Raw genomic sequence first — 19,161 nt, 5'->3', positions numbered from 1 at the left:
GCCCCGGGCACTGGCGACGCTCGCGGGAGGCTACTTTCGTATGTCGTGTCCACCGCTGCCCCAGCGTCATCCGTCCCGGCGACCCCCGGCCCGCCGCGCCGCCGGCGCCGCCGCGCCCGCCCGCTGATGTCGGCGGTCGTCACGATCACCGCGCTCCTGTGCGCGCTCGTCGGCGGCATCGGCTGGTACTTCGCCGGCGTCGCCATCGAGGTCGACCACTCCGCCGAGTACCCGCTGACCATCGAGGACGCGGGCAACGGCACCGTCACGCTGCCCCGCGAGCCGGGGACGGAGCGCCCCGGCGCCTGGGCCCTGGTCTGGAAGGGCGGGCGCGCCCTGCTCGGGCCCGTCGTCGGGGGGAACGACCGGCACGTCGTCCGGAAGGTGTCCCCCGTCGAGGGCGCCCTGGTGAAGGACGCCCCCGCGATGATCGACCACTGGATGTACGACGGCGACCCGAAGACGGCGCTCGGGCTGCCGTTCCAGGACGTCACGTATCCGTCCGAGGTCGGGCCCATGCCGGCGTGGTTCGTCCCGGGGACGTCCGACAAGGGCACCTGGGTCATCGGCGTCCACGGGCGCAACGCCGACAAGGCCGAGACCTTCCGCGTCATGCGCACCGTCCACTCGCTGGGCCTGCCGATGCTGTCCATCGCCTACCGCAACGACGTGGGCGCGCCCCCGTCGCAGGACCGCCGCAACCATCTCGGCGACAAGGAGTGGCACGACGTCGTCTCCGCCATGGGCTACGCACGCGCGCACGGGGCGACGGGCGTCGTCCTGTACGGATGGTCGATGGGCGGCGCGATGGCGATGACGACGTTGCAGCGGGACCCGTCGTTCGTGCGCGGGGTCGTGCTCGACTCCCCCGTCCTCGACTGGAACGCCACCCTGGACAAGCAGGGCGACGCCCGCCATCTGCCCGGCTTCATGACCGGCATCGCCAAGCGGGTCCTCCAGTGGCGCATCGGCATCGACCTGACCGACTTCGACATGCGCCGGTTCGCGCCCCACCTGCGTACGCCCGTCCTCATGTTCACCACCGAGGACGACTCCACCGTCGCCAACGGCCCCGCCTTCGCCTTCGCCAGGAAGGCGCCGCCCGGCACGGTCACCCACATCCCCACGCCGGGCGACCACACCGAGTCGTGGAACGTCGACCCCGCCGCCTACGAACGCTCGCTGATCGCGTTCCTCACGAGGGTCGGCTGACCTCCAGGAGGGTCTTGCCGACGGTCCCCCGCGACTCGATCAGGGCGTGCGCCTCGGCCGCGCCGTCGAGCGGGAACCGCTGCCCGATCACCGGCGTGAGCCGTCCGGCCGCCGCCTCGCGCAGCGCGTGCTCGGTGAACTCCCGCATCTCCTCCGGCGTGGCCGAGGGCCAGACCAGCGTCACGCCCGCCTCCCGGGCGTCCTCCTCGGGGATGTTCGCCCCCTCCCCGCCCGCCAGCCCGAAACTGACCATCCGCCCGCCCTTCCTGAGCAGCCCGAACGCCGCACGGGCCACGTCGCCGCCCACCCCGTCGAACACGACGTCCACCGGCCCGGTCTTCTCCGCCCAGCCCGGCTCGCCGTAGTCGACGGCCTCGTCCGCGCCCAGCCGCATGGCCAGTTCCGTCTTCCGCTCCCCCCGCGCGGCCGCGACGACCGTCGCCCCCTGCGCCTTGGCGAGCTGGACGAGGAGCGTCCCCACCCCGCCGGCCGCCGCCTCCACCAAGACTCGTTCGCCCTCGCGGATCTGGGCCGCGCGCGTCATCATCGTCGCCGTCCGCCCGTCCGCGAGCAGAGCCACCGCGTCGTCGAGCGCCAGGCCGTCCGGCACCTCGAACAGGCCCTTCGCGTCCACGGCGGCCTTCTGGGCGTAGCCGCCGGTGCCGCCGGTGCTGCTGACGACCCGCCGGCCGACGAGCGTCCCATCCACCCCGTCCCCGACCGCCGTGACCACTCCGCCGACCCCGTTGCCCGGGATCATCGGCGGCTCCCAGCGAACCGGCATCGGACCGGTGCCCGACCGCATCTGCGTCTCCACGAACGTGATGTTGGCGAACTCCACCTCGACCAGCGCCCGCCCCTCACCCGGCACCGGGTCGGGCGCGTCACCCGCGACCAGGACCTCCGGCCCGCCGAACTCCCTCAACCACACAGCACGCATATCCGGCTCCTTCCATCAGCGCTCCCCCAGAAGCCTGGTACCTCAAGCAAGGTCGAGGTCAAGCGGGACGCAACGAATCCCTTTTCTCGCCCCACGCATCTCTGTAAGCTTTCGCGCGTATTCGGCCCGTTGTCTGCTGCCGCTCAGGGATGGCGATGCGCATTCGTTCCTCCCCTCTGGGGCCTCGCCGCGCCGCCTGCCTGACGGCCGTCCTCGCCGTGTGCACGGCCGCCGGATGCGGCTCGTCCGGCTCGTCCGCCAGCGGCGAACTCTCCCCCAACGGCCGGTTCGACACCGGCGGCACTCCCGCCGCCACGCCCACCGCGGTCTCGACGGACCAGCTCTTCAAGACGGTCCTCGCCCGCTACCGCGCCTACCAGGCCGCCTACCAGAAGGCCTACGAGAAGAACGACCCCGCCGGCCTCGCCGACGTCGCCATGGACCCCCTCCTCACCGAGGTCACCGACGACGTCGAGGCCACCAAGGCCCAGGGCCACATCTGGCGCTTCGCGAAGACCCTGAACCCCCGGGTCTACGCGGTCTCCAAGGACCGCTCGAAGGTCTACCTCATCGACTGCGTCAACACCGTCGCGGGCTACCGCTTCTCCGCCAAGACGGGCAAGCGGACGGGCGGAGGCAAGGGCGGCGCCTACCTCTACCGCTACACCGTCCAGTACGACGGTGATGCCTGGAAGGTCGCCGCTTCCGTCCGGGACCGCACATGCTGACATCCCCCAGAGGACACGCGATGTCTCACATCCCCACCCGGCGCCGCGTGGCGTCGGGCATCACCGTGGCGGCAGCCCTTCTCTCCACTTTCGCGGCCCCCGCCGAAGCCTTCGCCGACGGATGCGGCGTCGCGAACCAGGGCCTCGACTGCAACCTGTCCGGCGTCACCGGCGGACGCGGCGGCGGAAACAGCGGTGGAAACGGCGGAAACGGATCGGGCGGCGTCAGCGGCCCGGTGGCCCCGCCCGCCCCCGAGGGCCTGACCGACAACCAGGGCGTGGACGGCATAGACGTCCCCGGAGGCAACGCGCCGCCCGCCGCCCAGCCGCCCGACGTCTGGACGATGATGCTGCGGGCCAGGGCCTCGGCCCCGTTCCCCGTGCCGACCGCCTACACGGCCCCCAAGGACAAGACCTTCGTCCGGCTGCGGACGAACCTCTGGGTGGACGGCTTCACCGTCGTGAAGACCGACCCGATCTCGGAGGGCGGCGTGACCGTCCAGGCGACGGCGACCCCTTCGTCCGTCGCCTGGGACCTCGGCGAGGCCAAGATCACCTGCGACGACGCGGGCAGCGAGACCGGAAAGACCTGCGGCTACACCTACAAGCGCTCCTCCACCGGCCAGCAGGGCGGCGCCTGGCAGATCACCGCGACGATCACCTGGACGCTCGCCTGGACCTGCACGGGCGCCCCCTGCGGCGGCGGCCTCGACGACTACACCATGACCTCCGAGCCCACCCCCCTGGCCGTCAGCGAGATCCAGACCAACACCCACAACTGACCCGACCCACCCCGGCCAGTCGCCAACACGTCCGTCCCAGCCGTCTCCGGTGGACCGTGATGTACAAAGTGTGCACTCAGATCACTGTGTGCACTATGGTGGCGAGATGGAGTCCTACCCGATCAAAGAAGCACGTGTGCGACTCGGCGATCTCCACGCAGCCGTCGTACACCGGGCCGCACATCCCCGTATCACCAAGAACGGCAAGGATCCGGTCGTGCTGGTCACTGAGCAGGAGTGGCAGGAACTCCAGCAACTCCGACTTGAGCGGGCGGCCAGAGAAGCCGATCGAGAGGCCACGCGAATCAGGCCCTACCTGGAGGCCGGCAAGACCCCGCCGGGCTACGAGGTCTACACCCGTGAGCAGATCGCCTCAGGGGACTGGCTTGCCTGACCACCTCTCGATGACCAGGTCCATCCGGCTGCAGATCGCCGCGATGGCACCGCACTATCGCACCGCGGTCCAACTGGTGATCATGTCTTTGATGACCGACCCGGTGCCGCCCGACGCCAAACCCCTCGGCATCGAGGAACTGGATCACGCGCACTATGTGGTCACCCGAGACGACATGACGGTGTACTACCTGCTCATGGGCGAGACCATTGTGATCAACAACGTTCATCCCGACAGCTGAACCCGGGATGACAGGGCGCGGGCAGGACACCGAGCGCAGCAACGTACTCGACATCGCCGGCAGCTCCCCATGGCCGCCCAGGCCGAACAGGAGGCCGCTGACCGCCTCTTCAGGCAGTGACACCAAGGTGCCTTCCCCGCCGCTTCCGGACGGCTGCACGCACTACCCGCAGAGCACCGCACCACCATGGACCGCCCCCTGGTTCAGGCGTTCCGCATGACGCATCCGGTCGCGGCGTCGAGGATCCGTTCGCCGCAACCCGGACTCGTTCCTTTGCAAGGCGGGGCGGGAATGGAGATTCACCGTCCATCGCCGCTTGCAGAAGGCTCAGAGAAGACGAACGGATGAACACGCGCCCCTTGGCCTGCCACATGCCATGGTTCAGGGAGATTTCCCAGGACGAGTAACGTTCGCGTAGGGCAACCAGTGCGTCGGCCTCGTTCACGACGTGCTTTCAGGTAGAAGTGCCCACACGGCCTTCCCGCCGCCTCCGAGTGGCTGCGTGCCCCATTCCTTGACGAGAACATCCAGCATCGCCAGCCCACGCCCGTCCTCGCTCAGCAGGGCCGCCTGCCCCGCCATCGGTAGGACGTTGGAAGAGTCGAAGACCTCCACGACGGTTCCCTTGTCCGCCTGGACGACCCGCACGGTCGTGGTCGCGCTCCTGGTGTGCCGCAAGACGTTCGTCACCAGTTCCGACACCACGACCTTCGCCAGGTAGGCGTCCTGCCCCCACTCCCCCAGAACGGCCCCGACCCAATCCCGAGCCACCTTTACCGACTCGGCCCGAACCGGTACCACGATCTCCGCGGGGCACTCCATTAACGATCACCTCCCATTTTCGGTAACTCCCCGCACAGAATCCACTCCAAGGCGTAACCTGACCAGGAAAGAACGACAACACAGGCACCCCGGTTTCAGAGGGTGCGAGCCGGTGCCAGGAGGTGTGCCACATGGCTGCACGCAAGCCGACCCGTCAGACGATCGCCTTCGGCCAGGAGGTCATCCGCCTTCGCCACGAGAAGGGTCTATCCCGGCTTGAACTGGCAGAAGGGGCCGCCGTGAGCCGCAGCTACATCGCCCAAGTGGAGAACGGGACCACCCGATGCCGCAGAGACTTCGCCTTACGACTGGACCGCGCTCTGGGCACCGACACCGCTCTCATCGACCTCTGGGACGACATCCTCAAGTCCTCCGCCCACCCAAGGTTCTTCGCCGATTTTCCGAATGCAGAGGCATCGGCCGCGTTCCTCCGAGCTTTCGAGAACACGCTTGTCTATGGGCTCCTTCAGAACGAAGACTATGCTAGAGCCCTACTTGTCGATGATGCCGCCGTGAACGCACGCTTGCGGCGCCAGTCCATCTTGGACGGCGACCACCCACCCGTGCTCTGCGTGGTGTTGGACGAAAGCGTGCTACATCGCCTGGTCGGCGAACCCAAAGTGATGCGCAGCCAGTGCGAACACCTTTCGACCGTCTCCGAGATGGAGTACGTAAAGCTGCAGATCGCACCCATCGCCTACTACCCGGGCGTCCACGCACCCTTCACACTTGCAACCCAGGAGAACGGCGATGAGCTGGTGCATCTCTCAACTCTGAACGGAGGGCATACTTCTAGCGATTCGGCAGATATACTCTACGCCAGCAAGGCTTTTGCCACCCTTCAGGCACATGCCCTCTCAGTGGCGGAATCTCGAAGCCTGATCCGAAAGGTTCTGAAGGAACGATGGAGCTGAGCTGGAAAAAGTCGAGTTACAGCGACAACCTCGGCGGCAACTGCGTGGAGCTGGCACAGCTCGGCGAGGACGTGGGCATCCGCGACTCCCAGGATCCGGACGGGCCGAGAATCCTGCTCGCCCCGGTCGCGTTCCGCGCGCTGCTCGCGGATCTCAAGCAACGATAAGGCCAGACGGAGCCGCCGGGCGGGACCGGTGCCGCCGAGCCGGACGACCACGGGCTCGGCCGCTCGCGGGGTGGGCTGACCACCAAGTTGCACCTGGCTGTCGAGCAGGGGCAAAAGCCGTTGTCGCCGGCGCTGACGGCCGGGCAGCGGGGTGACTCGCCGCAGTTCGAGGCAGTGCTGGAGCGCATCCGGGTCGCCCGGCCCGGCGGCGGGCACCCGCACGACCGTGCAGATCGCCGTGATCAGTGAGTGGCTGTGATCACGTGCCAAGGCGCTGGCCATAGCCGGCCGATCACGCGAGTTTGCTCTCGATCCAGTTGACGCCGAACCTCACGACGTCGGCCGCCTCGAACAGGTAGCTGGTTGCGGCGCCGACCTGGCCTTGTCGTCCGTGCCCGGCAGTGAACATGTCGCGGGCGATGACCTCGAAGGGATCTTGCCCCTTGGGCACGACCGGGGTGTAGTCGAAGGCACCGTCCTCGGAGTCGATGTCGCGAAAGCGCCGCCAGACGCGCTCGCCGTCCACGGTGATGGGCTGTTGGTAGTCGACAAACCGCTTCCCCGGCGCCTTGGCGAGGGCCTCTGCGTGGTGCAGGAGCGTCAGGGTGTCCAGCGGTGCGCCCAGCAACAGCACCCGGCCGCCCCTGGCTGCCAGACGGGCCAGCGGACTGTCGGGACCGTGTGGGTCATCCCACGGGTGATCATCCATCAGGACGTGGGCCGCCGGGCCAAGAGCGGCGAAACTGGCGTCGGGATGACGACTGCGGACCGCACCCGGCCACCGGCGCAGCGCCTCGGGCAACCGGCCGTTGTTGTGGTCGGCCTCACTGAACCGCAGGTCGTAGGCCGGATGCTCGGCGCGCAAAGCGTCCTGCCAATCTCCGGGCCAGTCGGTGAAGTCGTAGGGCGGCGCGTCGTTCCAGCCGCAGGTGACCATCAAGGTGCCCGTCGCGCCGACCGTGTCCCGCAGCGCTTTGATGATCGTCTGGGGACCACCGGCGACGTAGCCCAGCGCCGACATCCGGGTGTGGAACATCACGATGTCGCCCTCGGCCAGGCCCAACCCACGCAGATCGCGGACGAGCCTGCTGCGGGTGACCGGACCATCGGAGCGCTTGAGGAGGTCTAGCTCATCCATGATCGAAAGGTATGCGCAGCCTCCGCAACTGGCCACACGCTTTTGGAACACGCCCTAGGCCCTGTCCGGTGAATCTTGGTGGCCGGCCCCTGCCCCGCTCGGGCCACGAGCAGGGCGGCGGACGACACCGGTGGCGTAGGCCAAGGTCCGGCGCTACAACCGATCAGCGCACACCGAACTGCCGCTGAAAAAGGCTCAGTGCGAGTCGGCACCGCCCATGCGGCACCTCTTCGGGCCGGAATACCCGGAATCCCCCTCGCACCAGGGGCGGGAGCGTCCTGCGGGCTTGACATGCGGTGGGCCGCGTCCGGAAGAATCGGAGGCCGGCGGGATTGATCATGATGTGTGGAGGCTTTCATCAACGAGTGGGCGCGGGAGTGGCTGCCTGTACACCTGGAGCGTATGGAGGAAAAGCTTCCGGATGCGGTGACCTCTCGGGAGACCTGGCGATGGCTCGCTCATCCGAACCTGATCGACCACGTTGTGCGAGCTCCGGTCCCGGTCACGCCCGGGCGGATTGTGCATCACACTCAGACGTTCGGGCAGCTGTTCCTGATGGTCAGCTCCTTCCCGTCGGCGAACTTCCGGAAGATTCGCAAGAAACTGCTTCCGGAGGGTTACCTGGCGATGCTGGATCCGGTGATGCACTCGTCCGGTTTCTCCAGCGGCTCGGTCGACCTCGCGCATTGGCTGCTGTTCAAGGACGAGGACGGCAGCGCACTGGTGCTGCTTTGCTACCTGGCGGCCAACCGAGAGGCGATCCCGCTGCTGCCATTGGAGTTGCTGTCCTCCAAAGAACGCCGCCAAGTCGGTACTTTCATCATCTGACGCTATGAGGAGCGGGGCCTCCGGTCCTCATGACGGTTCCAGTGTCCGGGCGGACACCGGGATCACCACGCCAATCCGCTCAAGGATCGGGGGCCGTTATGTTCTTCGTGATCCGTAAGAGGGCCGCTGGCCTTCGGGCCCGGCATGACTGACCCTTTTCATCCTCAGGTGAGCTCGCAACATGAGCCGCAGGCAACCGAGAAGTCTCATCGGGCATACCGCGTCGCGGCCGCTACTGATGATGCCCAGAGAGGTCGGCGGTGAGGCCGCCTCGCTGGGCATCGGGGTTAGGCATGGCGCGGTCGTCTGGGTGGCCGTGCCATGTTTATGGGTGGGAGCAGAACGTGGTCAGTTCCGCTCCTGAAAAATAGTCCGCTAGAGACTGCGTCCCTTAGGACAGCCCGGCCGCGCCGAGCGCGATCACGCCGAGCACCATGCTGACGATCGCGAGCCTTTGGTAGGCGAACTTGATGCTCACCAACCTGCTCTTGACCTGGATGTCGTCTTCGCGCACCTCATCGAACGTGAGGGGCGCCTTGTCCTTGCCCGGAGGGGTGTACTGGTGCTTGCCTCGCAAGAACGCGACGAGCCGGCCAGGGCCCAAAGCGGCATAGACCCTAAAGGTCGCCTTGGAGTTCGGGCGGGCCGGCCAGGCCACCTTGAGAAGCAGCACCAGGACGGCGAGTGCGAAGAACACACCGGCCGTCTGGCCGAAGATCTGTGAGAGTTTTCCAGCCTTGTCGAATGCGGTGAAGCCGGCGACGGCTCCACCCAGCGCCAGCGCCATGAACATGCTGGACTTGTTGTCGATACGCGTCAGCTCGGCCAAGAGCGCGGTGCGCTCGGTGTCGAGCTGGTTGGGCATCTGACCGGCAGCGGCCTCGATGGACGGCTTGGCCACGACCGATTCCCTCGCCGGGCGCATCCGCTGCGGATTCCGAACACGTCCCCCCTGACCCGCGGAAACGGGACGGAGGGCGGACCGCCGGGACCCGTGGACGTGCAAGCGGGAGACTGGAGTGAACGTGGACATGATTGTGTACCCCTTTTGATTTGCAGTGACTCGATACCCATAGCCTAGAGGAAATCCGCAGCCCGCCGCGCAGAACCACGCCGAGACCAGTGGGTGGCGTTGCGGCTAACGCCAAGGCCTCGGCAAAGCGTTACAGAAAGACGGACTCGTGTTCGCCAGGCGTTAGCGCGTAACGCTTGGATGTGTCGCCGACCGTGCCGAAGAGCGTTACCGAATTCAGCTTGGTGGGATCAGGAGCGGCGGCCTGGCGTGCGCCCTGCGGGCCGGTCCCGGCCGGGGACGATCATCATGATCTGAGCGGCGCGAACCCCCGATGTGAAGCGGTGAGGCAGAGCCGGTGCCGCGAGCGTGCGGGCCACCCCGAGCTTCCTGAATTTGGGCGCGCCCACCCGGCTCCACGACAGGTCATTCGGCCACCTGGTGGCCGGCGCGGCGGAGTACGGTGACGGCTTCCTCAAGGCGGCCGGACGGGACGAGCACCAGGTCGCCGTCGTAGCTCGCAGCCGTCCAGACGGGGAGCTCACCGGCGGCGAGCGGCGCGACGATGGCGCTGAGCATTCCCGTTGCTTCCGGGTCGTGCGCGTCATCGCCGTTCCACAGGGCCGCCCAAGCGTCCTCGGCCGTGTCGTCGCGCCGCATCGCCGCGCCTCCGTCCGGGCCGAGCACGAGGGCGAGCAGGTCGGATCCGAAGGCGACCGTGCGGACGTCGGAGACTCGCTCTAGAACGAAGCGGCCCTCCAGCACACGCAGGTTCTGAGTTCGAGCGGCCGGCATCGAGCTGCCATTCACAGAGTCCTCCAATTGCGTCGCAGCGATCCCGAGGTGGTGGCCGCCGGGCGGCACCGAGGGGAACCGCCCCGATGGAATCATGTCGCCCATCCGCAATTCCAAGCATCGGCCGCCGGGAGTAGGTCTCTCGCGTCCGGTGCTCATAGAGACCACGGGAATTGTTCGCCGCCAGGGACGCGGCCCGCCCCTGACCGGCCCCTGCCGCCCTCGGTTCGGTGGCCGATGTCGGTCATCGTGCGTACGCTGGCCCGTCAAGATCGAGATGGGGGGCCGCGGGGCTTATGGGGTGGCGGATCGAGGCCGGTGGGTACACGGCGGAGTTCACGGACGATCTGGAGATCGTCTACCGCAATCCCCGGGGGCGGAGGCTCAAGCATGCTCCCGAGCAGTTGGGGGGCGCGCCCGGCCTGGCCGGGATGTACACGGTGCGGCGGTACCTGAAGCGCCACCAGGAGCAGTGCGGCGAATCGGCGCGCTCGTGGGCGGCTGAAGGGGTCGCCGTCCCCCGCGCCCTGGCAGACGTCGACCCGTTCTGGGCGGAGGCGCTGGACGAAGCGGGTGTCACGCTCACCACGGAGCCGGTCGAAGGCGGGCTGTGCGCGCGGACCTACGCCGGCCCCGACGACCGCAGGCTCACCCAGGTGCTTGGCGAGTCGGCCGTCCGCTACCGCGACATGCTGATGGCGGTGGACGGGTGGGAGCCGGAGGGGCTGTTCGAGACCGGCCTGCCCGCCCCCTACGCCAGCGTGGTCCCCTTCCCCGAGCGCGTCATCGAGGCACACCCCGAAGCGGAGCGGCTCGCGGCGGAGAAGGTCCACACCTTGGAGCTCCGGACCGGTGGCTGGCGCTACTTCTACAAGCCGGCCGTGGAGGAGATCCTGGCCGGTCTGGAGGAGTCCGCGCCCGCGCTCCTGATCACCCTCCTGGACGCGGTGGCCGATGCCGCCCTCACCCACAATGAGCCGAACCTGGCCTCCGCGTGGTTCGGCCGCGCGCGCAAACTGGAGCGGACGCTGGCGCACCGTCCCGATCCGGAGTGGCTGGCCGACCGCTACGAGGAGCACGCGCACGCGCTGTCCGCGACGCTCCTACGGGGGTGGGCGCGCGACCTGGCCGCCAAGGGCGCGGCGACGGCGGAGGGCCTTGCCCGCTTCCGCGAGGTGATGGTGTGGCGGGTCGAGGACGGCGGGGACGTCTATCCGCAGCTCGCCGCCGACCTCCGGAAGATCGCCAAGGCCGCGGGGCTGGACCCCGAGGCGGAGCTCGCGGAGCTCCTGCGGTCCGTCTTCGCGGCGGACGAGGTGTCGCTGAGCGACGACGCGTTCTGGACCGACGCGCTGAAGGGCCGCGCCATGGACCTGGTGTCCGGGCCGGAGGCGGCGCGGCCGGTGCTGGAACTGCGCCCGGCATATCCGTCCCAGGGACCGCTGTGGCTGAAGCTGCTCGAACGCAGCGGCGCACTGGCGATGCTGACCGGGGACGCCCCCGGCCTCCAGCGCGGGGACGCCGCCGCCTGGCTGGTCGCCTGCGTGCAGGGACCTCAGTGGAGGGACCCGCTCGGCGAGTTCTACGAGGTGGCCGAGCGGATCGCCCCGCGGCTCGCGTCCGACGGGGTGCCGGTGGCGTTCCGCTTCTGGGGGCTCGACGAGACCGGCCGCAGGAGGACGCCGCTGGACATGATCGACATGCTGCTGGAGCACGGCGTCCCCGTCGCCGACCCGCCGGAGCGCCTCGGCCCCGCGTTCCTGCCCGACCTGGTGATCGACCGCCGCCCCGAGCTGCGGCACGTCCTGGCGGACGAGCGGTTCGCGCGGGAGCTGCGCGCCCGCGCGCGGGGCGACCTCGACATGACCGTCGGGGACAGCGCGTCCAACACCTGGTATGAGCCGCACGAGACCAAGGGGTGGGGCAAGCTCCCGGGGCTGTTCGACAACCCGATCGGCCACGAGGAGCTGCGCGCGTGGTGCGCCCGCGAGCGCGCCCTGCTGCGTGAGGGCGTCGACCTGTTCGGGCTGCGGATGCTGCTCGCCCGGTTCGTGCACGTGGGCGCGGCGGTGGACCTGCTGCTCAAGGACGCCGAGGCGGCACGCGAGTTCGCTGCGGTGGACGTCATGGCGCTGCTCATGGCCGACCTGCCGGAGGAGTTCACCCGCGAACGGGTCGAGGAGCTGCTGAAGCTCCTGGAGCCCCACTACATCAACCGCTCGGTGTCGGGGCCGAACTTCGTCGCGCTCTCCAAGGCGCTGCCGGAGCTGAAGGAGCGGGACAGCGAGACCTTCGCCAGGGTCGCGTTCTCGCTGGTCACGGCGGTCAACTGCCGGGTGGGCCTGGAGCGGCTCGTCCGCCGCCTCACTCCGGGAGAGGAGGCGAAGGAGGCGGCCCCGGCGCGGAACGTCGACCCGGTCGTGCGGCAGTGCGGCTGGCTCATGGACCTGGCGGGCTCCGGCACGCCCGTCTGGGACGGCGATATGGGCACGCCGAGCGGCAAGTTCGACGGCAACATGATCGGCCTGGAACTCCGGCCGAACCACGTCAACACCGCCGCGTACACCGGCGTCCCGTCAAGGTCGAGGGCGCGTTCGTACCAGAGGCCGGCCGCCTACGGGACCTACCCCTTCGTGTCGGGCGAGCCCGGCCGTTGGCGGGTGGTGCGCTGCGAACTGCCCGAGGACACGAAGGGCGGCAAGGCCACCCCTGGGATGGCGTTCCGCACGTCCACGTCCGTCGCCCTGGTGGTGAGCGCACAGCATGGGGTGCCCCCCGAACGAGTGCTCCTTGAGTACGCGCCTGAGGGGAAGTTCGCCGAGGAGGGCCCGCTGGCGGCGGCCGGTGCGCGCCTGCTCGACGCCTGCGTCCTGGAGCCGGTGCGCTCCGGCGCCTGGTTCGCGCGCTTCAGTGAGCTTTGGCGCGAACGGGACCGCCCAACGGTGAGCCCTGAACTGGCGGCCGCGTTCGCGGAGAAGACGGGCCTGTCGAAGGCCGAGGCGGCCGTCGTGCTCCAGGGGGCGTTCCTGTCCGCGCCGTACCAGCTGGGCGAGGACGACCCCGTCCGGCTGGTCCACTTCGGTTCGGGGTGGAACTCGCAGGCGGACGAGGTGAAGGAGGGCCTCAGGGCCCTGCGACCGGCCGAGTTCTACACCAGGCTCTACGAACGGCTCCTGCCGGACGACCCGGAGGAGCTGTGGACGTCCGGCCCGGCGGTCGACCGTGCGCTCGCGTGGTGCCTGGAGGAGTCGGGGGACCCGTTCCCCGTGCCCGCCGGGCTCCTGCCCCGCGCGCACAAGGAGATCACCCAGCCCAAGTGCGAGATTCCGCTGCCACGCGCGGATCTCAAGGCCCCGTGGCCGTGGCGGAGCGGCCGGCCGCCGCTGCGGCCGTGGGCGCTCATCGGCCGCGTCGCCGCCGGCACGGACTGCCTCGCGGACACCCCGCTCTTCTCCGGCGAACCGGACCCGCTGGCCCTGCCGCGCGTCGCCGCCTGGCTCGCCTACCGGACCCCGGCCGGCGATCCGCTGCGGCCCGCGATCGGCGCCGCGATCTCCCGGCTGCGCGAGGCCGCCGGGCCGCGCACCCTGTTCTCGCTGCAGAGCAACCACCTGATGGGCGACCCGCCGCCCACCGACGCGCTCACCGCCCATCCGGCGGTGACGCTCGTCGAGGACGACGTCTTCCGTCTCCGCCACCTGCGGGTGGATCCCGCAGCGGTGAAGGGGCCGGACGACCCGCTGCTCGACGCCCTCGACGACTACTACGACGCGACCCTGCCGTCCCAGGCGGTGCCCGGCGATTCCGGGCTCCCCACGCTGGCCGACCTGCGTCTCCTGCTCAGCGACGACTTCGCCGCGCTCGGCGCGCACCTGGCCTCCGACGCGGATCTGGCGCCGGGCTGGGAGCAGCATCCGGCACGCTCGGTGCCGCAGCTGCTGGAGGAATGCGCGGAGACCCACCGGCTGGGCGAGGACGCGGCGGCCCTCTACCTGATGCTGCTCGCCCTGCCCGACCCGTCCGACCGCAACGTCAAGGAGTGGACCGGCTGGAAGCCCGCCCGGTTCAAGGCAGCGGTGGCCGAACTCGGCGGCTCGGGGCTCGTGCTGAGCGCCACCCGGGCGCGTGCGGGGCGTTCGCTGTTCGTGCACGGCGCCTGGCGGGAGTACAAGGCACCGCGCCTCCCCATCGAGGTGCCGAAGATCCGCCTGATGCCGCTGGCGGACGAGCACCGCTCCCTGGCGAACATGGCCGCCGTCCCGTCCGGCCCCGTCCCCGCCCTCTTCGAGCGCGCCTGGAGGAACATCCTCACCAGCTGATCGCGGCCGCCACCGGCAGGTGATCGCTGCCGGTGGCGGGCAGGACCCGCGAACTCCTCGGCTCCACGCCGCGGACGAGGATCTGGTCGATCCGGGCGACCGGGAAGGCCGCCGGCCAGCTGAAGCCGAAGCCGTCCCCTGCCTCGTCCTGGGCGGAGCGCATCCGCGAGGTGATGGAGGCGAACGCGCGGTCGTCCTCGGTGCCGTTCAGGTCGCCGAGCAGCACCACCCGCTCGTTCCGCTCGGCGGCGATGGCCTCGCCCAGCGCCTGCGCGCCCCGGTTCCGGTGGACCGCCCAGAAACCCGCCCTGGGGTTCACGCGCACGGACCCCAGGTGGGCCACGTACACCGCCAGCGGCCCGTGTTCCGTGGCCACGGTGGTGCGAAAGGCCCGGTTGTCCTTCATCTTGACGTCGGCCGGCTTGGTCTCCCCCAGCGGCCCGGCGTCCGTCTTGATGTCGACCGGCCGGGTGTCCGACAGCGGCAGCCTGCTCCACAGCCCGACCGTGCCCTGCACCACGTGGTACGGGTACGTCCCGGCCAGCTCCCTCTCGTAGACGCCCTTGGCCTCCTGGGCCAGTTCCTCCAGGGCCAGCACGTCCGCGCCGGAGGCGGCCAGGTCGCGTGCGGCGGCGACCGGATCGGGGTTCCCGGCGCCGACGTTGTGGCTGACCACGGTCAGGTCCCCGCCCGGGTGGGACTTGTCGCCGAGCAGCCCGCCGAACAGGTTCAGCCACACCACGACCGGCAGGAGCAGCGCGGCGACGGCGGAGGCGGAGCGGCGCCACAGCGCCCCGGCCAGCAGCACGGGGACGAACAGGCCGAACCACGGGAGGAACGTCTCCACCAGGCTGCCGAGGTTCCCGAGCCGGTTCGGGATCTCCGCGTGCAGCAGCATGAGCAGGCCGAGCAGCAGCGCCGACACGGCGAGCACGGGGCCGCGCCTCCACGGCTCCGGCCGGGAGCCGGCGCGGATCGCCCGGCGGATGCCCGCGCGCCAGGACCCGGCGCCGGTGTGCCGCCCGGCCTCGGCCTGTTCGGGTTCCACCGTTTCCACCGTTTCCGCCGTTTCCACCGGCGCCATCGTGTGTCCTCGCTCAGCCATGCCGCCAGTGAAGACGGCGCGGTGTTGCCGGCGCGTATGGGATTTTCGATACGCGGACGATATGCAGCGGCTCGTACCATCGCGGGCATGGGTGTGTCGATCGCCGGAACGAACGCCGTCGCCATGGATAGGCGCCCAGGTCTCAGCGCCCGGCTGAAGCTCACGCTCAGCTACGCCGGTTTCCTCCTGCTGGGCGGCGGGCTCCTGCTGGCCGTGGTCTGGGTGTTCGTGCTGCGCTGGATGCGCGACGTCGACGCCGGAGCCATCCAGAGGAGATTCGGCGTCGTGATCGTGCTCGGGCCCGACCGCTCCGAACTGCAGCGCGGCTTCTATCCCGCCGCGGCCGCGGCCATGGGCTTCCTCCTGCTCTTCGGCCTCGCGGGAGGGTGGCTCCTCGCCGGCCGGATGCTCGCGCCGCTCACCCGGATCGCGGACGCGGCGCGGACGGCCTCCGCCGGCTCGCTGTCCCACCGGATCCGGCTCCGGGGCCGCAGGGACGAGTTCCGGGAACTCGCCGACGTGTTCGACGCCATGCTCGAACAGCTCGAATCCCACGTCGCCGAACAGCAGAGGTTCGCCGCGAACGCCTCCCACGAGCTGCGCACCCCGCTGGCGATCTCCCAGACCCTGCTCGACACCGCCCGCAACGACCCCGCGCAGGACCAGGGCGAAGTCCTCGAACGCCTCAACATCGTCAACACGCGGGCGATCGACCTCACCGAGGCCCTCCTGCTGCTCAGCCGCATGGACCGCAAGAGCTTCACCCGCGACGCGGTCGACCTGTCCCTCATCGCCGAGGAAGCCGCCGAAACGCTGCTCCCCCTCGCCGAACAGCGCCGGATCACGCTCGACGTCACCGGCGAGAGGACGCACGCCCTCGGCTCCGCCGAGCTCGTCCTGCGGCTGGTGACCAACCTCGTCCAGAACGCCATCGTCCACAACCTCCCGGACGGCGGCACCGTGACGGTCCACACCGGATCGCTGCACGGCGCGAGCGTGCTGCGGGTCGAGAACACCGGTCAGCCGGTCCCGCCGGAACTGGTCCCGACCCTCACCGAACCCTTCCAGCGCGGCACCCAGCGCGCACGGACCGACGAGCACGCCGGAGTCGGCCTCGGGCTGGCGATCGTCCACAGCATCGTCCGGGCCCACGACGGGACGCTCGACCTCACCCCTCGCCCCACGGGCGGCCTCATCGTCACCGTCCGGCTGCCCGGCGAGCACGCGGGGGCGTCCGAGCCGGCGCCGTCCCCGGGCGGGCCCCGCGCGATCGGTTGACGGGAGGCCGCCGGTGGCGGCTTCCCCGTGCCGTCCCTACTCCGGCCCGGGTTCGCTGAAGGCGCCTGCGGCCGCGGCCAGGGCGGCGGTTCTGGCCGCGTGGGCGGGGAGGCCCGGGTCGGGATCGGTGCGCAGGAGCACCAGGTGGTGGTACATCGGCGCGGTGGCGGCGACGAGCAGGCGCCGGGCGTCGGTGGACGGCGGCAGTTCGCCGCGCCGGACGGCCCGGGTGACGACGATCTCGCAGCGGGTGTAGCGGTCCTCCCAGAGCCGCCGCTGGGCCCGGGCGGCCTTCTCCGAGCGGAACGAGGCGGCGATCAGGGCCTCCATGATCGGCGGCTCCGCGCCCATGGCCGTCTGGATCTCCTCGTTCAGCGCCGCCAGGTCGCCTTCCAGCGAGCCGGTGTCCGGGGGACTCCAGTCGTCGTCGCCGGCCGCGTCGAGGACGTCGGCGAGCAGGCCGCCGACGTCGCTCCAGCGCCGGTAGACCGTGGCGCGGTGCACGCCCGCGCGGGCCGCGACGGCCTCCACGGTGAGCCCGTCGTAGCCGTGCTCGCCGAGCTCCGCGAGGACCGCGTCGAGCACCTGCGCGCGGGTGCGGGCGGTCCGGCCGCCGGGGCGGGGCCGGGGCGGCGGCGCGCCTCCGGCGCCCTCCGGTCGTGCGTCTGGGGAAGTCATCGCAGGTGGTCCGGTTGCTCTGGGGGATGCGGCATGGCAGAATCCTAATGTAACAGTTGTCGCATTAGTGGAGTGATCGATGCTCTTCCGAAGCGTTCACCCGGCCGCGCGGTCGCTGACGGCCGCCCCGTCCTCGAATGCTTGGGAGTGCACGCATGGCCACGCAGATCACCGCGCTCGGTGTCGGCAAGTCCTACGACGGCAGGCTCGTCCTTGACGAGGTGACCTGCTCACTCGCCCCGGGAGAGCGCACCGGGATCGTCGGTGAGAACGGCTCCGGAAAGACGACCCTGCTGCGCCTGCTCGCCGGACGCGAACGTCCCGACCAGGGCCGGGTCGTCGTCCAGGCGGCCGGCGGCGTCGGCTACCTCGCCCAGGACGAGCGGACGGCGCCGGACGCGACCGTCCAGCAGGTCATCGACCGGGCGCTGAGCGATCTGCGCGCGGTGGAGGAGCGGATGCGCCGCCTGGAGGCGGCGATGGCCGGAGGCGAGGAGTCGGTCGCGGCCGAGTACGGCGACCTGATGACGGTCTTCGAGCTGCGCGGCGGCTACGACGCCGACGCGCGCGTGGAACGCGCCCTGCACGGGCTCGGCCTGGGCCTCGTCGACCGCGACCGCACCGTCGGCGACCTCTCCGGAGGGGAACGGGCCAGGTTGCGGCTGGCGGCCGTTCTGGCGTCCGCGCCGGAGGTTCTGCTGCTGGACGAGCCGACCAACCATCTCGACGAGAACGCCCTGCACTGGCTGGAGGAGCACCTGCGCGCCCGGCGGGGCACCACGGTGGTGGTCTCGCACGACCGGGCGTTCCTCGACCGCGTCGCCACCAGCCTGCTGGAGGTGGACGCCGACCGGTGCGGCGTCGTCCGGTACGGCGGCGGATACGCCGGCTACCTCGCCGAGAAGGCGGCGGCCCGGCGGCGCTGGGGCCAGGCCCACGAGCAGTGGAGGTCCGACGTCGAGCGGCTCCGCCTGGCCGCCGCGACCACCGCGCGCCAGGTGGCCCCCGGCCGGGAGATGAAGGACCGCAACAAGATGGCCTACGACCGGGCGGGCGGCCGGGTCCAGCAGTCGGTGGCCGCCCGGGTGCGCAACGCCGAGGAGCGGCTGCGCCGCCTGCTCGCCGACCCGGTCCCGGCTCCGCCGGAGCCGCTGCGCTTCACTCCCGTCCTGCGGGCCCGCCGGCTGCGGGGCGCGGTGATCGAGGCCGACGGCGTCGCCGTCGACGGCCGGCTCGACCGCACGAGCCTCACCGTCGCGGCGGGCGACCGGCTGCTGGTCACGGGGCCGAACGGAGCGGGCAAGAGCACCCTGCTCCGCGTCCTGGCCGGCGAACTCGCCCCCGACGGCGGAAGCGTCACCCGGCGCGGCCGGATCGCCTACCTGCCCCAGGAGCCGCGCCCCGGACGCCCGGACGAGACCGTGCTGGCCGCCTTCGCCCGCGGGCGGGCGGGAGATCCGGCCGAGCACGCCGAACGGCTGCTCTCCCTGGGGCTGTTCAGGCCCGACCGGCTCACGGTCCCGACCGGGCGGCTGTCCACCGGGCAGCGGCAGCGGCTCGCGCTGGCGCGGATGCTCACCGAGCCGTCCGACGTCCTGCTGCTGGACGAACCCGCCAACCACCTGTCACCTGCCCTGGTCGAGGACCTGGAGACCGCCCTGGCCGACTACGGCGGCACGCTCGTCGTCGTCAGCCACGACCGCCTGCTGCGCCGCCGCTGGAAGGGCCGCCACCTGGCCGTGCGGCCGGCTCCGGCGCCCGCCGCCCGCGGCTGAGCGCACCCATCTCACCGGTAAGGAAGCGAATCG

18 protein-coding genes and 1 pseudogene are annotated in these 19,161 nt (G+C 70.6%); 12 read left to right on the top strand and 7 right to left on the bottom strand.

Annotation, left to right across the window (positions count from 1 at the left end; all coding sequences use genetic code 11):
- Nucleotides 1-45 precede the first annotated feature (45 nt).
- Nucleotides 46-1,212, top strand: coding sequence for an alpha/beta hydrolase family protein (locus tag ABD944_RS23675; protein WP_345179873.1), 1,167 nt, complete (start codon nucleotides 46-48; stop codon nucleotides 1,210-1,212).
- On the opposite strand, the gene ABD944_RS23670 is transcribed toward ABD944_RS23675, so the two are convergent.
- Entirely contained in the window at nucleotides 1,196-2,152 is a 957-nt protein-coding gene (locus ABD944_RS23670) for a zinc-binding dehydrogenase (RefSeq protein WP_345179871.1), read from the bottom strand. The genes ABD944_RS23675 and ABD944_RS23670 overlap by 17 nt on opposite strands.
- Before the next feature lie 155 nt (nucleotides 2,153-2,307).
- Here ABD944_RS23670 and ABD944_RS23665 point away from each other — a divergent pair, with 155 nt between their 5' ends.
- From ABD944_RS23665 to ABD944_RS23650, 4 genes are all read left to right on the top strand, one after another.
- A complete protein-coding gene (locus tag ABD944_RS23665) occupies nucleotides 2,308-2,880 on the top strand; it encodes a hypothetical protein (RefSeq protein ID WP_345179870.1) in 573 nt (190 codons plus the stop codon).
- A gap of 20 nt (nucleotides 2,881-2,900) precedes the next feature.
- Complete coding sequence (locus ABD944_RS23660; RefSeq protein WP_345179868.1) at nucleotides 2,901-3,662, top strand: hypothetical protein; 762 nt, start codon at nucleotides 2,901-2,903, stop codon at nucleotides 3,660-3,662.
- 106 nt (nucleotides 3,663-3,768) lie between these two features.
- A complete protein-coding gene (locus tag ABD944_RS23655) occupies nucleotides 3,769-4,056 on the top strand; it encodes a type II toxin-antitoxin system Phd/YefM family antitoxin (RefSeq protein ID WP_345179866.1) in 288 nt (95 codons plus the stop codon).
- Between the two features lie 10 nt (nucleotides 4,057-4,066).
- Complete coding sequence (locus ABD944_RS23650; protein WP_345179864.1) at nucleotides 4,067-4,297, top strand: hypothetical protein; 231 nt, start codon at nucleotides 4,067-4,069, stop codon at nucleotides 4,295-4,297.
- A gap of 441 nt (nucleotides 4,298-4,738) precedes the next feature.
- Here the strand turns inward: ABD944_RS23650 and ABD944_RS23645 are convergent, their stop codons facing one another.
- Entirely contained in the window at nucleotides 4,739-5,119 is a 381-nt protein-coding gene (locus ABD944_RS23645) for an ATP-binding protein (protein ID WP_345179862.1), read from the bottom strand.
- Nucleotides 5,120-5,250: 131 nt separating this feature from the next.
- On the opposite strand from ABD944_RS23645, the gene ABD944_RS23640 reads away from it, so the two are divergent.
- From ABD944_RS23640 to ABD944_RS23630, 3 genes and pseudogenes are all read left to right on the top strand, one after another.
- Nucleotides 5,251-6,033 (top strand): helix-turn-helix domain-containing protein, encoded by a 783-nt coding sequence (locus ABD944_RS23640; RefSeq protein ID WP_345179859.1) that lies wholly within the window; start codon nucleotides 5,251-5,253, stop codon nucleotides 6,031-6,033.
- Nucleotides 6,024-6,200 (top strand): DUF397 domain-containing protein, encoded by a 177-nt coding sequence (locus ABD944_RS23635; RefSeq protein ID WP_345179858.1) that lies wholly within the window; start codon nucleotides 6,024-6,026, stop codon nucleotides 6,198-6,200. Before ABD944_RS23640 ends, ABD944_RS23635 begins: the two co-directional genes overlap by 10 nt.
- A 45-nt stretch (nucleotides 6,201-6,245) precedes the next feature.
- Nucleotides 6,246-6,434: pseudogene (locus ABD944_RS23630) on the top strand (IS5/IS1182 family transposase); the annotation flags it as partial.
- A 58-nt stretch (nucleotides 6,435-6,492) separates the two neighbouring features.
- Here the strand turns inward: ABD944_RS23630 and aac(3) are convergent.
- Entirely contained in the window at nucleotides 6,493-7,338 is an 846-nt protein-coding gene (gene aac(3), locus ABD944_RS23625; protein ID WP_345179855.1) for an aminoglycoside 3-N-acetyltransferase, read from the bottom strand.
- A 345-nt stretch (nucleotides 7,339-7,683) separates the two neighbouring features.
- On the opposite strand from aac(3), the gene ABD944_RS23620 reads away from it, so the two are divergent.
- Nucleotides 7,684-8,166 (top strand): hypothetical protein, encoded by a 483-nt coding sequence (locus ABD944_RS23620; protein WP_345179854.1) that lies wholly within the window; start codon nucleotides 7,684-7,686, stop codon nucleotides 8,164-8,166.
- 391 nt (nucleotides 8,167-8,557) lie between these two features.
- Here the strand turns inward: ABD944_RS23620 and ABD944_RS23615 are convergent, their stop codons facing one another.
- Both ABD944_RS23615 and ABD944_RS23610 read right to left on the bottom strand, forming a co-directional pair.
- Nucleotides 8,558-9,067, bottom strand: a complete 510-nt coding sequence (locus ABD944_RS23615; protein ID WP_345179852.1) for a Pycsar system effector family protein — start codon at nucleotides 9,065-9,067, stop codon at nucleotides 8,558-8,560.
- A gap of 537 nt (nucleotides 9,068-9,604) precedes the next feature.
- Nucleotides 9,605-10,078 (bottom strand): ACT domain-containing protein, encoded by a 474-nt coding sequence (locus ABD944_RS23610; protein ID WP_345179851.1) that lies wholly within the window; start codon nucleotides 10,076-10,078, stop codon nucleotides 9,605-9,607.
- Between the two features lie 191 nt (nucleotides 10,079-10,269).
- Here ABD944_RS23610 and ABD944_RS23605 point away from each other — a divergent pair, with 191 nt between their 5' ends.
- The gene (locus ABD944_RS23605) at nucleotides 10,270-14,292 is read left to right on the top strand and encodes an HU family DNA-binding protein (protein WP_345179849.1); all 4,023 of its coding nucleotides are present in this window, start codon (nucleotides 10,270-10,272) and stop codon (nucleotides 14,290-14,292) included.
- Here the strand turns inward: ABD944_RS23605 and ABD944_RS23600 are convergent.
- Entirely contained in the window at nucleotides 14,282-15,397 is a 1,116-nt protein-coding gene (locus ABD944_RS23600; RefSeq protein ID WP_345179848.1) for an endonuclease/exonuclease/phosphatase family protein, read from the bottom strand. The genes ABD944_RS23605 and ABD944_RS23600 overlap by 11 nt on opposite strands.
- Before the next feature lie 87 nt (nucleotides 15,398-15,484).
- Between ABD944_RS23600 and ABD944_RS23595 the strand changes: the two genes are divergently transcribed.
- Nucleotides 15,485-16,675 (top strand): sensor histidine kinase, encoded by a 1,191-nt coding sequence (locus ABD944_RS23595; RefSeq protein ID WP_345179846.1) that lies wholly within the window; start codon nucleotides 15,485-15,487, stop codon nucleotides 16,673-16,675.
- Between the two features lie 36 nt (nucleotides 16,676-16,711).
- Here ABD944_RS23595 and ABD944_RS23590 read toward each other — a convergent pair whose 3' ends face one another.
- Nucleotides 16,712-17,353 (bottom strand): TetR/AcrR family transcriptional regulator, encoded by a 642-nt coding sequence (locus ABD944_RS23590; protein WP_345179844.1) that lies wholly within the window; start codon nucleotides 17,351-17,353, stop codon nucleotides 16,712-16,714.
- 155 nt (nucleotides 17,354-17,508) lie between these two features.
- Between ABD944_RS23590 and abc-f the strand changes: the two genes are divergently transcribed.
- Entirely contained in the window at nucleotides 17,509-19,128 is a 1,620-nt protein-coding gene (gene abc-f, locus ABD944_RS23585; protein ID WP_345179842.1) for a ribosomal protection-like ABC-F family protein, read from the top strand.
- The last annotated feature ends 33 nt before the right edge of the window (nucleotides 19,129-19,161 follow it).

Origin of the sequence: Actinomadura verrucosospora, from assembly GCF_039540335.1 — a bacterium.
GTDB classification, from domain to species: domain Bacteria; phylum Actinomycetota; class Actinomycetes; order Streptosporangiales; family Streptosporangiaceae; genus Spirillospora; species Spirillospora verrucosospora.
This window is presented reverse-complemented; position numbering and strand designations above follow the sequence as displayed.